Raw genomic sequence first — 16,046 nt, 5'->3', positions numbered from 1 at the left:
CCGCCCCCTGGCGGACTGACCGGCGCCAGGGCATCAAGAGGCCGCAGCCGCAAAGTGGCTATATCAAATAACCCGGATTGGCTATTTTTCACCAATCCAATTTTCCCTAGCATGGCCGGGTTCCCTGTCAACCTCGAGCACACCCATGCCAGAACTGACCCCGGCGCTGCGTCAGCGCATCCTCCAAGCCGTGGACGCGGGCTTCGCGGCCCAGACCGAACTGACCGCGCAACTGGTGCGCCTGCCGTCGCAGCGCGGCGAAGAAGCCACCGCGCAGGATTTCATGGCGGCGCGCTACGCCGAACGCGGCTACGCCGTGGACCGCTGGCGCATCGACGTCGAGGCCATCCGCCACCTGCCGGGCTTTTCGCCGGTGGCGGTGTCCTATGACAACGCCTACAACGTGGTCGGCGCGCATCGCGCCCGCAGCCTGAAAGGCCGCTCGCTGATCCTGAACGGTCACATCGACGTGGTGCCGGTCGGCCCGCTGGCGCAATGGAGCCGCGACCCCTATGACCCCGCCATCGTCGACGGCTGGATGCACGGCCGCGGCGCGGGCGACATGAAGTCCGGCCTGGTCGCCTGCCTGTCGGCCATGGACGCGCTCGCCGCCATCGGCCTGGCGCCGGCCGGCGACGTGTTCCTGCAGTCGGTGGTGGAAGAGGAATGCACCGGCAACGGCGCCCTGGCCTGCCTGGCGCGCGGCTATCGCGCCGACGCCGCCTTCATCCCGGAACCGCTGCTGCCGATGCTGATGCGCGCCCAGGTCGGGCCGATGTGGTTCCAGGTGCAGGTCGAAGGCGACCCCCAGCACGCCTCGGCCGCTTTCACCGGCGCGGGCGCCAACGCCATCCAGAAGGCGATCTTCCTGATCCAGGCGCTGGACGAACTGGAAACGCGCTGGAACGCCAACAAGTGCGACCACCGCCACTTCTGCGACCACCCTCACCCCATCCGTTTCAACCTCGGCAAGATCGCCGGCGGCGACTGGCCGTCCAGCGTGCCGGCCTGGTGCACCTTCGACATGCGCGTGGCGGTCTATCCCGGCCAGAGCCTGGAGGCCGCGCGCGCCGAGATCGAGGCCTTCGTGGCCCAGGCCGCGGCGCGCGATCCGTTCCTGGCCAAGCATCCGCCCAAGGTGATCTACCACGGCTTCATGGCCGAGGGCTACGAACTGCGGAACGCCGACGAGGCCGAGGCCGCGCTGCGCGCCGCGCACGAGCAGGTGTTCGGCGAAGCGCTACGCGAATACGCCACGTCGGCCGCCACCGACGCCCGCTTCTACGGCCTGTACGCCGACACCCCGGCCATCGTCTACGGCCCGGAATGCCGCATGCCGCACGGTTACGACGAAGCGGTCAACCTGGAATCGGTGCGCAAGGTCACCCAGACCATCGCCCTGTTCATCGCCGAGTGGTGCGGCCTGGAAGAGCGTCAGGCATGAGCGGCGGCAACCTCCCCAGCGCCGGCCAGGCGCTGTTCGCGGCCGAGCCGCCCAAGCTGTCCCTGCCCGAGGCCGAGGCCCTGGCGCTGCGCCATTACGGCCTGGCGGCACAGGCCACGCTGCTGTCGAGCGAACGCGACCAGAACTTCCTGCTGCGCGACGCCGCCGGCGGCGCCTACGTGCTCAAGGCCACCCACCCCGCCGAGGACCCGGCGGTCACCGACTTCCACACCCAGGCGCAACTGCGCCTCATGCGGGCCGGCGGCGAGCCGCCGGTGCCGCGCCTGATCCCGGGCCTGCAAGGCGACTACGTGCACTGGCACGACGCCGGCGACGGCGCGCGCCGGGCATTGCGGCTGATGACCTTCGTGCAGGGCGTGCCGCTGCACCAGGTGGCGCGCAGTCCGGCGCAGTACCGCGCGCTGGGCCGGGCCCTGGCGCAGTTCGACCTGGCCCTGGCCGGCTTCGACCACGCCATGGCCGACCACGAACTGCTGTGGGACCTGCAGCACGCCGACCGCATCGCCGACCTGCTGCCGAAGATTCCCGAGGCGGACCGCCGCCGGCTGGCCGAGCGCCAGCTCGAACGCTTCGTCAATGACCTGCGGCCGCGCCTGGGCGGGTTGCGGCGCCAGGTCATCCACAACGATCTCAACCCCTACAACGTGATGGTGGCGCGCGACGACCCCGAACAGATCGCGGCGCTGCTCGACTTCGGCGACATGGTGCGCGCGCCGCTGGCGCAGGACCTGGCCGTGGCCGCCGCCTATCTGCTCGACGACGCGCCCGACCCGCTGTCGGCGGGCCTGCGCCAGTGCCTGGCCAGCTACCACCAGACGCTGCCGCTGACCGACACCGAAATCGCGCTGCTGCCCGACCTGATCGCCACGCGCCTGTTGATCACGGTGGCCATCACCGGCTGGCGCGCGCAGCAGCACCCCGAGAACCGCCAGTACATCCTGCGCAACAATGGCCTGGCCTGGACCGGCCTGGCGCGCCTGGACGCCCTGCCCCGGCAACAGGCCAGCGACATCCTGCTGGCCGCCAGCCAGACCCCGATGGAGACTCTTGTATGAGCCGAGACCAAGCCATGCTCAACGCCTTCGACCCCGCCGCGGCCGACGCGCTGCCGCCGGCCGAACGCGAGCTGATCGCCCGCCGCCAGCGCGTGCTGGGGCCGGCCTACCGCCTGTTCTACGACCAGCCGCTGCACATCGTGCGCGGCGAAGGCGTGTGGCTCTACGGCGCCGACGGCGAGCGCTACCTGGACGCCTACAACAACGTCGCCTCGGTGGGCCACAGCCATCCGCGCGTGGTGCGCGCCATCGCCGAGCAGGCGGCGGTGCTGAACACCCACACCCGCTACCTGCACGACGGCGTGCTGGACTACGCCGAGCGCCTGCTGGCGACGTTCCCGCAGCCGCTGTCGCAGGTCATCTTCACCTGCACCGGCAGCGAGGCCAACGACCTGGCGCTGCGCGTGGCGCGCAGCCACACCGGCGGCACCGGCGTCATCGTCACGCAACTGGCGTACCACGGCGTCACCGCCGCGGTGGCCGCCGTGTCGCCCTCGCTCGGCCAGGCCGTGCCGCTGGGCGTGGACACCCGCGCCGTGGCCGCGCCCGACAGCTACCGCCACGACCCGGCCACCCTCGGGCAATGGTTCGGCCAGCAGGTGCAGGCCGCCATCGACGACCTGCGGCGCCACGGCATCAAGCCGGCCGCGCTGCTGGTCGACACGATCCTGTCCAGCGACGGCGTCTACAGCGACCCGGCCGGCTTCCTGGCGCCGGCGGCGCAGGCCATCCGCGACGCCGGCGGCCTGTTCATCGCCGATGAAGTGCAGGCCGGCTTCGCCCGCACCGGCTCGTGCATGTGGGGCTTCCAGCGCCACGCTCTTGTGCCGGACATCGTCACCATGGGCAAGCCGATGGGCAACGGCCACCCCATCGCCGCCATGGTCTCGCGCCCCGACATCCTGGAACGCTTCGGCCGCGAGGCGCGCTACTTCAATACCTTCGGCGGCAATCCGGTGGCCTGCGCCGCGGCCCAGGCCACGCTCTCGGTGATCGAGGACGAAGGCCTGCAGGCCAACGCCGCCCGCACCGGCCAGTACCTGCGCGACGGTTTCCGCGCGCTGGCCGAGCGCCACGCGCTGATCGGCGACGTGCGCGGCGACGGCCTCTTCATCGGCGTCGAACTGGTGCGAGACCGCGCCGCGAAGACGCCCGCCAAGGAAGAGACGCACCGCTTCGTCAACCTGATGCGCCAGCGCCGCGTGCTGCTCAGCGCCACCGGCCTGCACGGCAACGTGCTCAAGCTGCGGCCGCAGCTGCCGTTCGCGCGGGAACACGCCGACCTGCTGCTGGCGGCGGCGGATGAGACCCTGGCGCAACTGTAGGCGGCAAAGCGGCGCGGCGCGCGTCCTCTACGCTGGCTCCAGTCACCACAACGGGGGCCGCCGGAGGCGGCGGGCCACCCCGTGATTCATCGCCGCGTCGCACTGCCGCGCGTCACCGCGGCGACCGGCCGCCTGGACGCAACGACGGGGCTCAACGACGCGCCCGGCGCGCGGGCCGGTTCTCCCCGGCCCGCCCCAGCGCCCGCGCAAAGCGCGCCACCCCGTCGTCGATGCGCTCGCATGGCACGCCGCCATATCCCAGCACCACCGCGGGCGACGCCGCGCTGGCGGCATCCGGCAGGTAATGCGGCTGCCCCAGCACGATGCCCTCGTCGCGGGCGGCCTCGGCCAGGCGCGGCGCCGACACCTTGCGGTCGAGCCGCGCATACACATGCAGGCCAGCCCGCGCCTGCGACAACCGCACCTGATCGCCGACGCGCGCCGCCAGCGCGTCGCGCAGCACGATCTGGCGCTGCGCGTACTCGGTGCGCATGCGCTTGATGTTGTGCGAGAAATGGCCGTCCGCCATGAAATCCGCCAGCGCCGCCTGCAGATGCAACTGCCCCGGCCGATAGATGCTGGCGCAGGCCCGCGAGAACGACTCGGCCACCTGCGGCGGCACCACCATGTAGCTCATGCGCAGGCCGGCGAACATGGTCTTGCTGAAGGTGCCCAGGTAGATCACGCGGCCGTCGGCGTCCAGGCCCTGCAGCGACGGAATCGGCGCGCCGTCGTAGCGGAACTCGCTGTCGTAGTCGTCCTCCAGCACCCACAGGCCGCGCGCCCGCGCCGCCTGCAGCAGCTCCAGGCGCCGCGCCAGCGGCATCACCACGCCGGTCGGGTACTGATGCGACGGACTCGTGATCAACAGCCGCGCCCGGCGCGGCAGCTTGCTGGCCGCCAGGTCCAGGCCCTGGTCATCGAGCACGGCGGCATGCGCGCGCACGCCGGCCGCCGCCAGCACCGGCGGAAAGGCCCAGTGGCAGGGGCTTTCCACCAGCGCGGCGTCGCCCCACTCGGTCAGCATGCGGGCGCACAGATCAATCGACTGGTGCGTGCCCGCCGTGACGATGACCTGCTCCGGCTCGCACACCACGGCCCGCGCCAGCCGCAGATAGCTGGCGATGGCCTCGCGCAGCGGCAGGAAACCCGCGCCGTCCTTGGCGTAGCCCGACAGCGCCAGGTTCGACTTGCCCAGGTGGCGCGACACCAGCCGGCGCCACAGGTGGAACGGAAACAGGCTGGCGTCGGCCACGCCTGGCACGAACGCGCCGGTGTGCTGGCCCAGCCCCGCCGCGCCGCCGGCGATGCCTTCGCCGCGCGTGGACAGGCCCGGCACGTGGCGCTGCACGTGTTCGGGCGAGGCCGGCGGCAGCAGCGGCCGGTCCACGGTCTTCTCGACGAAGGTGCCGCTGCCGCCGCGCGCGCTCAGGTAGTTCTCGGCGATCAGCCGCTCGTAGGCCAGCGTCACCGTGATGCGCGAGATGCCCAACTCCTGCGCCAGCACGCGCGACGACGGCAGGCGCTGCCCCGCCACCAGCGTGTGGTCCAGCACCCCGCGCCGCACGATGTCGTAGATCTGCTTTTGCAGCGGGTCGGCCGACTCGCGCGAGAGCGCGCCGGAAAGCAGGTCGGCGAGCAGGACTTCCTTCATGAAGTGGACCTATCTCTGATTGGATTGTGGCTATACAAGATATAGCCAGTAGTTGCTATCGTCAACGCCGTATCCAATGCGGCGCCACCGTGGAAAGCCGCGACAAACAAGGGGAATTCCATGCAAGACCAGAATGGCCGCAGACAGCCGGTCAGGGCGGCGGCCGCCGCTTTCTTCGGCACCATGATCGAGTGGTACGACTTCTACTGTTATGCCACGGCGGCCGCCCTGGTGTTCGGCGACGTGTTCTTCGCTACCAACGATCCCTTCATGGGCACGCTGGCCTCGCTCGGCACCTTCGCCATCGGTTTTTTCGCGCGGCCGGTGGGCGCGGTGCTGTTCGGCCATCTCGGCGACCGCGTCGGCCGCAAGCAGAGCCTGGTCATCACGCTGCTGCTGATGGGCGTGGCCACCACGCTGATCGGCCTGCTGCCGTCATACCATTCGATCGGCCTGGCCGCCGTGGTGCTGCTGGTCGCGCTGCGGCTGGTGCAGGGCATCGCGGTGGGCGGCGAATGGGGCGGCGCGGTGCTGATCGCGGCCGAACACGCGCCGCCCAAGTGGCGCACCTTCCTGGCCTCGGCGCCGCAATACGGCAGCCCCATCGGCCTGATCCTGGCCACCGGCGTGTTCCGCCTGGTGTCGGACCTGCCCAAAGAGGACTTCCTGTCGTGGGGCTGGCGCCTGCCCTTCATCATCAGCGGCGTGCTGGTGCTGGTGGCCTTCGTCATCCGCCGCGGCGTCAACGAAAGCCCCGAACTGGAAGCGCGCCTGAAGGAAAAGAAAAAGGAAAGCACCGCTCCCATCAGCATGGTGCTGCGCGAACGCAAGCGCACGCTGCTGCTGGGCATCGGCCTGTGCCTGCTGGGCATCTCGGGGTTCTACTTCGTCACCACCCTGATGATCACCTACACCACCACCTACCTGAAGATCACGCGCAGCCAGATCCTGGACGTGGTGACCTGGGCCGGCGTGGTCGAGCTGATCAGCTTCCCGATCGCCTCGTACATCGCCACCCGCGTCGGCGAGCGCCGCTTCCTGATCTGGGTCACCGCGCTGTCGACGCTGTGGGCCGTGCCGATGATGATGCTGATCCTGACCGGTGACATCCAGAACATCGCCATCGGCATCCTCACCGCCATCTTCCTGATCGGCGCCTACTACGCGGTGCTGGCGCCCTACCTGCCGCTGGCCTTCCCGGTGGAGATGCGCTACACCGGCATCTCGCTCAGCTTCCAGCTGTGCGGCGCGATCTTCGGCGGCACCACGCCGCTGGTGGGCCTGTGGGTGGCGCACACCTTCGGCCTGACCTGGCAGCCGATGGCGCTGATGTTCGCCATCATTGCCGGCGCCAACCTGCTGTGCGCCATCTACCTGCCCACGCCGGAGCGCGAGGCCGCCCGCCAGCGCGGCGGCGCGCTGGGCGCCGGTCAGCATAGCCGCGCGCTGTAGCGGCGGCGCCGGCCGGGGCGGCAGCCCGCGCGCCCCGGCCGGCTTTACAAGAATTATTCTTATTTGCAATAATCGGCGGCTTCGTCCCTTCCACGTTGCCCCCGCATGCGCCGGACCCGCCCCGCCGAACATGGTTGGCTCGCCTACTATCGCGAGCTGCTGGGCACATGGAAGCGCAAGGGCCACGCCAGCGGCGACGTCGAGGATACCGCCCACGACGCCATCGCCAACATGCTGGAAGGCGACGTCTCGGCCATCCGCAATCCGCGCGCCTACCTGCACCGCAGCATCTACCACGGCCTGGCCAACCAGTATCACCAACAGGTGCGCAGCGCCGCCGTGCCGCTGCACGACCTGGACGAAGACGAACACCCCGCGCAGGACAGCCCCGAGGCCGGCGCGCGCACCGCGCAACTGTCGCGCGCGCTGCGGCAGGCGCTGGACGAACTGCCCGAGCCCTGCGCCGCGGTCTTCGCCTGGCACCGCCTGGAAGGCTGGACCGTGCCGGAAATCGCCAGCCACATGGGTCTGTCGGTCAGCAGCGTGGAAAAATACCTGACCCGTACCATGCGCCACCTGCACACCCGGCTGCACGCCTATTCGCCATGACATCCGTTCCCAACCTGCCGAGGGATCCCCTGGACGCCGCCGCGTACTGGTTCGCGCGCGACCGCGGCGGCCTGATGACGGCCGGCGAACGGCGCCAGTTCGAGGCCTGGCGCCAGGCCGACGCCGCGCACGAACGCGCCTACCAGGAGATGCTGCAGGTGTGGGGCTTGACCCAGGCCGTGCCTGACCGCGACCTGCGCGCCCTGCTCTCGCGCCGGCCGGCGCCGCCCCCGCCATCGCCGCAACGCCGCCGGCTGACCTGGGGCCTGGCCGCCACCGCCTGCGCCGCCGCCGGCGCCGGTCTGGCCTGGCCGCTCTGGGGGCCGGCGCCGACGCTGTTCGAACAGGCCTACGCCACCGCCCGCGGCGAGCGCCGCCGGGTGGCCTTGCAGGACGACTCGGTCCTGACGCTGAACACCGCCACCCAGGCCGACGTACGCTACACCCGCGACGAACGGCTGGTGGCGCTGCACGCCGGCGAGATCCTGTTCGAGGTGTCGCCGGACAAGGCGCGGCCCTTCGTCGTCGACACCGACCTGGGCCGCGTGCGCGTCACCGGCACCCGCTTCAACGTGCGCTATGACCGCCAGCGGCTGGCGGTGGCGGTCGAATCCGGCTCAGTCGAGGTTGCCACCGGCGCCTGGTGGCGGCGCGAACGGGTGCTGCTGGCCGCCGGCCAGGGCGTCAGCCTGACCCATGCGGGCGACGCCTTGCGGGCCGAAGCCGTGGACGTGGCCACGCTCACCGCCTGGCGGCAGGGCAAGGCGGTCTTCGACAACGTGCCGTTGGCGCAGGTGGTGGACGAGATCAACCGCTACCGCGAACAGCCCATCCGGGTCGCCGCCGCGCTGCGCGGCATCCGCATCGCCGGCGTGTTCGACGTCGACGACACCCGCGGCTTCCTGGCCGCCCTGCCCGCCCTGATCCCCGTGCGCGTGACGCCGCGCGCCGACGGCGGCAGCGACATCATCGCCCGCTGACCCGGCGCCGCGTCTTCAGTCCAGGCCGCCCTCCGCGCCCCACCCCCGCATTCCCGCTTTCCGCCCTCGCCAGCGCCGCGCGGCGACCGCCACCGCGCCGGTTGCAACGCCGCGCCCTCGCGCCCGCCCAGCCGGCCCCCGCCCCGGCCACGCCGGTCGGAGATACATTTTGTTTCCATTTTGAGTTGAGAATCATTACGGGGTTCGGCGTCCGATCCGCTCTTAGCAGATAAGCGGAGGCTGTCGCCCCGCATGAACCCGCCGGCCGGTTCCCTCGCGGAAACCGCCGCCCCGATCGAGCGCCATCGTGACCCAGATTTCCGCCAGGCCCACCCGCCTCCCGCGCCCCCGCGCCACGCCGCTGCATGCCGCCCTCGGCACCCTGACCCTTGCCCTCGCCGTCGCCCTGGGCGCCGCGCCGTCCGCCGCCCACGCGCAAGCCGCCGCCGTCAAGATCAACCTGCCCGCCCAGTCGTTGGCGCAGGCGCTGCTGCAACTGGGCCGCCAGACCAATCTGCAGGTCTACTACCTGCCCGAAGCGGTGCAGGACCGGCGCGCGCCCGCCATCAGCGGCACCCTGACACCGCAACAGGCGCTGGACCGCCTGCTGGCCGGCACGGGCCTGGTCGCGCGCATCACCGGCAACACCGCGGTGGTGCAGCCGCCCGCCGCCGACACCGCCACGCTGCCCACCGTCTCGGTCTATGGCGACACCCGGGGCGACGCGATCGAAGGCCTGGTGGCGCGCCGCAGCCGCACCGGCACCAAGACCGACACCGCGCTCAACGAGATCCCGCAGACCATCAACGTGGTCACCGCGCAGCAGCTGGAGATGACCGGCGCCACCGACATCAACCAGGCGCTGCACTACGTGCCCGGCTTCTCCAGCTATGGCTCGGACAACCGTTCCGACTGGTATTCGGCCCTGCGCGGCTTCACCCCCACGGCCTACGTCGACGGCCTGCAGGTGCCCAACACGCTCAACCTGGCCAGCTGGCGCGTCGATCCCTACCTGATCGACAGCATCACCGTGCTGCGCGGCCCGACCTCGGTGCTGTACGGCCAGGGCGACCCCGGCGCCATCGTCGACGTGCAGAGCAAGCTGGCCAATGGCGAGCGCATCCGCGAGATCGAGACCCAGGTCGGCAACTACGCCCGCAAGCAACTCAGTTTCGACCTCGGCGACAGCCTCAACGAGGTCGGCACGCTGTCGTACCGCATCCTGGGCGTGGGCCGCGACGGCAACGCCCAGACCGGCCCCAACAAGGACCAGCGCGTGGTGTTCGCGCCGTCGCTGCGCTGGCAGCCCAGCGCCGCCACCAGCCTGACGCTGTCGGCCACCTACCTCGAAGACTGGGGCGACATCAACACCAATTTCCTGCCCGCCCAGGGCACGGTGCTGTCCAATCCCAATGGCCGCATTTCGCGCGACGTCTATACCGGCGAACCGGACTTCAACGACTATCACAAGAAGCAATGGTCGGTCGGCTACGCGCTGGAACACAAACTGGATTCGGTCTGGACCCTGCGCCAGAACACGCGCCTGATGCACCTGCAGTTGAATAACCGTTCGGTCTGGGGCGGCGGCCTGGATGACAGCGACCCGACCCAGGCCACGATCACGCGCTATGCCGGCCGCTTCCAGTTCAACTACAGCCGTTTCGACATCGACAACCAGGCGGAGGCCAGATTCCGCACCGGCGCGCTCGAACACACGCTGCTGACCGGCCTGGAATACAGCCGCCAGTCCACCATCGACAGCGAATGGATGGCGCTGGCGCCGTCGCTCAACGTCTACCACCCGGTCTACACGCCGATCAACCGCTCGATCTTCTACGGCCCCAACGCCTTCCCGCGCACCGACACCTATACCGTCATGAACACGGTGGGCCTGTACGCGCAGGACCAGATCAAGTGGGACCGCTGGGTGCTGACGCTGGGCGGCCGCAAGGACTGGGCCCGCACCCGCCAGAACGACCGCGAGGCCGACACCCGCGCCGCGCAGCTGGACCAGGCCTTCACGGGCCGCGTCGGCCTGACCTATCTTGGCGATTACGGCCTGTCGCCCTACGTCAGCTATTCGACCTCGTTCAACCCGGTCTCCAACACCCGCCTGGCCGACGGCAACTGGGCCAAGCCGACCCAGGGCAAACAGATCGAGGCCGGCCTGCGCTGGCAGCCCGACGGCAAGAACGTGACGCTGAACGCCGCCATTTACCAGATCAAGCAGACCGACGTCGTCACCAACAACCCGAACGACCCGACCAACAGCAGCTACGTGCAGACCGGCGCGGTGCGCTCGCAGGGCGTCGAGCTGAGCGCCGTGGGCAAGATCACGCCCGAACTGTCCATCGTCGGCGCCTACGTGTTCCAGAACGTCAAGATCACCAAGGCCAACGACGAGACCCAGGGCAAGTGGCCGGTGGACATCCCGCGTCCGCGCCAGATGGCCTCGCTGTGGGCCGACTGGACCTGGCGCACCGGGCCGCTGGAAGGCTTCGGCGCCGGCGCGGGCGTGCGCTACCAGAGCTCGGCCGCGGGCGCGGCCGACAATTCGCTGAAGATCCCCAGCTACACCGTCTACGACGCCGGCCTGCACTATGAAATGCCGAACTGGCGTTTCGCCCTGAACGCCGCCAACCTGTTCGACAAGCGTTATGTCAGCGGCTGCCAGTCGTACGGCGTGTGCATGTACGGCAACGGCCGCACGGTGGTGGCGTCGGTGAAGTACTACTGGTAAAAAACGGGCGTCCCGAGGCCGGGACGCCCGCCTGCCTGCCAGCGCGGCGCCTAGACCAGCAACAACGCGCCGCCGCTTCCCGCGACAATGCCCAGCCCCGCCAGGGCATAACTGTCGCGGCGCTCACACCCGGCGCGATGTGTGCCGATCGCCGCGTGCAGGCATACGGCGCCAAGAATGGCCAGGGCGATTCCAATTCCGAACATGAGGTCTTCCTTGATATATCAAGCGGAGTGGCCGGCGGCCGATCCGTTGGCTATGGACCGGCGCGGCGGGGTTCGGTTCCCGCGACCGAAAAACCTCAAAACCGCGTCCGCAGCGTCAGGTTGAAACTGCGGCCCGGCTGCAGCAATGGATTCTGGTCCGTCATGGCGTAATTCACGTTCGAGGCCGTGGCCGCGCTACGGTAGGCGCGGTTGAACAGATTGCTGACGCCCAGCACGGCCTGGGTATTGCCGGCCCGCGGCAATCCGAGCTTATCCAGCTGGAGTTGCGCGTACAGGTTGACCACGCCGAAACCGGCGGCCGGATACTCCTTGCGCTTGTCGTAGCGGTTCTGCCCCTTGGCCCACTGCAACTCCCCGCTCAGGGCGTAGGCCTCGTTCGGCCCCACATACTGCACGCCCATCAAGCCGCTGAGCGCGGCGATGGACGGCAACGGCCGGTTCGTCACCCGGTCGGTGGCGTGCAGATAGCTGGCGCTGCCATACAGGTTGAGCGCGCGGGTCACTTGCCAACGCCAGTCGCTTTCGAATCCCTGCACGCGCGCCTTGCCCACGTTCGCGCGCTGCGTCGCCGGCAGCCCCAGATACATCGTGTCGACGCTCTCGATGAAATCGCGAAAGTCGCTGCGGAACGCCGTCAGGCCGACCGTGGCATCGGCGAAATGCAGACGGGTGCCGACATCCACATTGGTGCCGCGCTCGGGCTTGAGCTGGGGATTCGGAAAGGTGTAGCCGGTTCCGGTGAAGCCGGCGTCGAACATGTCGAAGATCCACGGCATGCGGAACGAATTGCCCACGCTGCCCAGCAGTTCCACCACCTCGGTGGCGCGGTACGACACCCCCAGGCTGCCGGTGATGGCGGTCTGCTGGTTGTTCCGCGCGGCGCGGAAGGCCGGCAGCAGATCGGGCGACGGCAGCGGACTCAGGCCGACGTCGGAACGGTACCAGTCGTAGCGGCCGCCCGCGCTCACGGTCCATTTGGGCGCGGGATTCCATTCGTTGCTCAGGAACAGGCCGATGTTGGTCTGGTAACGGGTCGGTCCGCTGCGGATCCAGTCGCCACGGTTCAGGGTGCTGGTGCCGTCGGGCTGGCGCACCGTCGTCCAGGTGCGCAGCTTCTGGCCCGGCCAGGTTTCATGCATGAAGTCCATGCCGACCGTGGTGGCGACGCTTGCCCAGGGTATGGTCGCCGCGAGGTTGCCGCCATAGACCAGCGGCCCGATCACGTGCCGGCGCACGTCGACCACGCGGGCCGCGTTGACCTCGTTGTGGGCGGCCAGGGTGGTATCGAATTCGTTGACGTACAGGCTGGCCCGCAACTCGCTGACCAGGCCGTCGAATTCGCCGGCATAGCCGAGCTTGCCCTGCTTGACGGCCAGCGGATCGCGGTGGCTGCTGGCCAGCGGATACGGCGGCACCGCGCCGGCGACGTCGTCATTCACATGCGCCATGCGGCCACTGATCTCGATGCGCTGGCGCGCGTCGGGCATGTAGCCCAGCACGATGCCGCCGCCCGCGCCGCGAAAGCCGCTGTTGGGCACCTCTTCGGTGGCGCTGCGGAAATTGCTGGCGCGCCGGCCGGTGGCATACACGCGCAGATCGAAGCCGTCGCCGGCGGCTTCGAGCGCGGCGTTGGCCTGCAGCGCGTTGGCGTTGCTGCGCCACGACGCCGACACCTCGCCGCCATTGAGCTGGAATGCATGATCCAGATTGCCGTGGGCGCGCCGGGTGACGAAGTTGATCAGGCCGCCCAGCCCATCGCTGCCGAAGCGCGCCGAATCCGGCCCGCGCACCACCTCGACCTGCTCCAGCTCGGTCGGGCTGATCAGCATGAATTGCAAGGTATTGCGGCCACGGAAGCGATTGCCGTCGATGAACACAGGCACCCGCATGTCATTGGTATTCATGCCGCGCAGGAATACCGTGCCGGCAATGCCGCCAGCGTGGTTGATGGTGGCGTTGGGAATCCGGCTCAATAGCTCCAGGGTGCTGATGGGGCTGAGCCGGTCGATGTCCTGGCGGTCGACCACCGACACCGATTGCGTCACCGCATGGTCCAGCGTCGCCGGCGGCGGCGTGGCGCCGATGGCGTGCAGGCGGCCGTCGTCCGCGCCGTCGCCGGCCGTGACGCGGATGGCCGGCAGCTGCGCGGGTTCGGCGGCCACGGCGGGCACGCCAAGGGTGGTGGCCGCGAGCAGGAACGCGCGGACGAAGGGCGAAGGCGGAAAGAGATGAGTCATACAGGAAGGCAAAGGCAAAGCCCGAAGGCCGGAGAAACACCGCCGTGCGCGGCGGCGATGAAAGCCGGCGCGCGGCGCAACAGGGCCCCGCGCGCCAGGCTCAGAACCGCGTCCGCAACGTCACGTTGACGCTGCGCCCCGGCTGCAGCAACGGGTTCAGGCCCGTCATGGGGTAATTGACATTCGACGCCGTGGCGGCGGTGCGATACGCGCGGTCGAACAGGTTGTTGATGCTGAACACCGCCTGGGTATTGCCCACCCTCGGCAAGCCCAGCCGGTCCAGCTGCAATTGCGCGGACAGGTTGACCACGCCAAAGCCGGCCGCCGGATATTCCTTGCCGTCGTCATAACGGCCCTGCCCCTTGGCCCACTGCAATTCGCCGCTGAAGGCATAGGCATCGTTCGGCCCGACGTACTGCACCCCCATCAGGCCGCTGAGCGTGGCGATGGAGGGCAGCGGCCGGTGGGTGATGCGGTTGGTGGCATGCAGGTAGCCGGCGCTGCCATACAGGTTGAGCGCGCGCGTCACCTGCCAGCGCCAGTCGCTTTCCAGGCCCTGCACCCGGACCTTGCCCACATTCGCCTTTTGCGTGGCGGGCAGGCCGTTGTACTGGGTGTTGACGTTCTCGATGAAGTCGCGGAAATCGCTGCGGAACGCGGTCAGACCAACGCTGGCATCCTCGAAATGCAGGCGGGTACCGATGTCCACATTGGTGCCGCGCTCGGGCTTGAGCTGGGGGTTGGGGAAGGAATAGCTGGCGCCCGTGAAGCCGGCGTCGAACATGTCGAAGATCCACGGCATGCGGAACGAATTGCCGACGCTGCCCAGCAGTTCGATCACCTGGGTGGCGCGGTACGACAGTCCCAGGCTGCCCGTGGTGGCGGTCTGCTGGTTGTTCTGCGCGGCGCGGAAGGCCGGCAGCAGATCGGGCGTCGGCAAGGGGTCAAGGTCGACGTCGGAACGATACCAATCCAGGCGGCCGCCAGCGGTCAGCGTCCACTTGGGCGAAATCGTCCACTCATTGCTCACGAAGGCGCCGATATTGGTCTGGTAGCGGGACGGTCCGCTGGGCTCCCAGGCGCCGCGATTGACGCGCGCGCCGCCATCCGGTTGGCGCAGCGTCACCTGCGTGCGCCGTTCCTGGCCGGGCCAGTTTTCATGCATGAAATCCATGCCGACCGTGGTGGCGACGCTGGCCCATGGAAGGGTTGCCGCCAGGCTGCCCCCATACGCCAGCGGCCCCGGCACGTGGCGCTGCACGTCCAGCACGCGATCCGGGTTGGCCTGGTTGTGCACCACCAGCGTGGTGTCGAATTCGTTGACATAGAGACTGGCGCGCAATTCGCTGATCGCGCCGTCGAACTCGCCCCGATAGGCCAGCCTTCCCTGCTTGACGTTCAGGGGATTGCTGCGGGTGGTGGCCAGCGGATAGGGCGGCACGGTGCCGGCCCAGCCTTCGTTGACGTGCGCCATGCGGCCGCTGATCTCGACGCGCTGGCGCGCGTCGGGCATGTAGCCCAGCACGATGCCGCCGCCCGCGCTGCGGAAATCACTGTTCGGCACTTCGCCCTCGGCGCTGCGGAAGTTGCCGGCGCGCCGCCCGGTGGCATAGACGCGCAGGTCGAAGCCATCGCCGGCCGCCTCCAGCGCCGCGTTGGCCTGCCTGCCGTTGCCATTGCTCTGCCAGGTGGTCGACACCTCGCCGCCATCCACGGCGAACCCGTGCTCCAGGTTGCCATGGGCGCGCTTGGTGACGAAGTTGATCAGGCCCCCCAGCCCATCGCTGCCAAAGCGTGCCGAATCAGGCCCCCGCACCACCTCGACCGCTTCCAGCTCGGTGGGGCTGATGAGCATGAACTGCAATTTATTGCGGCCGCGAAAGCGATCGCCGTCGATGAACACGGGCACCCGCATGTCGAACGTGTCCATGCCGCGCAGGAACAGGGTGCCGCCAATGCCGCCGCTCAGATTGATGGTGGCGTTCGGGATGCGGCCCAACAGCTCCAGCGTACTGATGGCGCTGAGCCGGTCGAGGTCCTGGCGATCCACCACCGACACCGATTGCGTGACCGTATGGTCGAGCGTCGCCGGCGGCGGCGTGGCGCCAATGGCATGCAGGCGGCCATCGTCGACGGCGGCGTCTTCGGCCGTGACGCGGATGGCGGGAAGCTGCGCGGCGGTCTCGGCGGCCATGGCGGGCGCGCCGAGGCTGGCGGCGGCCAGCAGGATGGCGCGGACGAAGGGCGAGGACGGGAAGGAATGAGTCATACGAAAACGCAATGGCGAAGCCCGGAGGCCGGA

The 16,046-nt window shown here is 69.5% G+C and carries 11 protein-coding genes; 7 read left to right on the top strand and 4 right to left on the bottom strand.

Annotated features, from left to right (window positions below; all coding sequences use genetic code 11):
* Positions 1-145 precede the first annotated feature (145 nt).
* From AruCF_RS08785 to AruCF_RS08775, 3 genes are read left to right on the top strand one after another with little or no spacing between them, the layout of a single operon-like run.
* Positions 146-1,444, top strand: coding sequence for an ArgE/DapE family deacylase (locus tag AruCF_RS08785; RefSeq protein ID WP_063570225.1), 1,299 nt, complete (start codon positions 146-148; stop codon positions 1,442-1,444).
* Positions 1,441-2,520, top strand: coding sequence for a phosphotransferase (locus AruCF_RS08780; protein ID WP_083036611.1), 1,080 nt, complete (start codon positions 1,441-1,443; stop codon positions 2,518-2,520). Before AruCF_RS08785 ends, AruCF_RS08780 begins: the two co-directional genes overlap by 4 nt.
* A complete protein-coding gene (locus AruCF_RS08775; RefSeq protein ID WP_083036609.1) occupies positions 2,517-3,845 on the top strand; it encodes an aspartate aminotransferase family protein in 1,329 nt (442 codons plus the stop codon). Before AruCF_RS08780 ends, AruCF_RS08775 begins: the two co-directional genes overlap by 4 nt.
* 151 nt (positions 3,846-3,996) lie before the next feature.
* Here AruCF_RS08775 and pdxR read toward each other — a convergent pair whose 3' ends face one another.
* The gene (pdxR, locus tag AruCF_RS08770) at positions 3,997-5,499 is read right to left on the bottom strand and encodes a MocR-like pyridoxine biosynthesis transcription factor PdxR (RefSeq protein WP_059271764.1); all 1,503 of its coding nucleotides are present in this window, start codon (positions 5,497-5,499) and stop codon (positions 3,997-3,999) included.
* A gap of 120 nt (positions 5,500-5,619) precedes the next feature.
* On the opposite strand from pdxR, the gene AruCF_RS08765 reads away from it, so the two are divergent.
* The 4 genes from AruCF_RS08765 (at position 5,620) to AruCF_RS08750 (ending at position 11,280) form a co-directional block, all read left to right on the top strand.
* Positions 5,620-6,951: an MFS transporter gene (locus AruCF_RS08765; RefSeq protein ID WP_083036607.1), complete on the top strand. Its 1,332-nt coding sequence runs from the start codon at positions 5,620-5,622 to the stop codon at positions 6,949-6,951.
* Between the two features lie 105 nt (positions 6,952-7,056).
* Positions 7,057-7,560: a sigma-70 family RNA polymerase sigma factor gene (locus tag AruCF_RS08760; protein WP_006384744.1), complete on the top strand. Its 504-nt coding sequence runs from the start codon at positions 7,057-7,059 to the stop codon at positions 7,558-7,560.
* Positions 7,557-8,540: a FecR family protein gene (locus tag AruCF_RS08755; protein ID WP_083036606.1), complete on the top strand. Its 984-nt coding sequence runs from the start codon at positions 7,557-7,559 to the stop codon at positions 8,538-8,540. The genes AruCF_RS08760 and AruCF_RS08755 overlap by 4 nt, the downstream gene beginning before the upstream one ends.
* Positions 8,541-9,081: 541 nt before the next feature.
* Positions 9,082-11,280: a TonB-dependent siderophore receptor gene (locus AruCF_RS08750; RefSeq protein ID WP_083037057.1), complete on the top strand. Its 2,199-nt coding sequence runs from the start codon at positions 9,082-9,084 to the stop codon at positions 11,278-11,280.
* 50 nt (positions 11,281-11,330) lie between these two features.
* Here the strand turns inward: AruCF_RS08750 and AruCF_RS29100 are convergent, their stop codons facing one another.
* The 3 genes from AruCF_RS29100 to AruCF_RS08740 form a co-directional block, all read right to left on the bottom strand.
* The gene (locus AruCF_RS29100; protein ID WP_156350986.1) at positions 11,331-11,486 is read right to left on the bottom strand and encodes a hypothetical protein; all 156 of its coding nucleotides are present in this window, start codon (positions 11,484-11,486) and stop codon (positions 11,331-11,333) included.
* Positions 11,487-11,581: 95 nt separating this feature from the next.
* Positions 11,582-13,744: a TonB-dependent receptor gene (locus AruCF_RS08745; RefSeq protein ID WP_083036605.1), complete on the bottom strand. Its 2,163-nt coding sequence runs from the start codon at positions 13,742-13,744 to the stop codon at positions 11,582-11,584.
* A 100-nt stretch (positions 13,745-13,844) separates the two neighbouring features.
* Entirely contained in the window at positions 13,845-16,013 is a 2,169-nt protein-coding gene (locus tag AruCF_RS08740) for a TonB-dependent receptor (RefSeq protein ID WP_063570220.1), read from the bottom strand.
* Positions 16,014-16,046: the final 33 nt, after the last annotated feature.

The sequence above is a fragment of the Achromobacter ruhlandii genome (genome assembly GCF_002082135.1).
In the GTDB taxonomy this organism is placed as follows: Bacteria; Pseudomonadota; Gammaproteobacteria; order Burkholderiales; family Burkholderiaceae_B; genus Achromobacter; species Achromobacter ruhlandii.
Note: the sequence above shows the minus strand (reverse complement) of the source record. Positions and strands in the feature narration are given on the sequence as shown.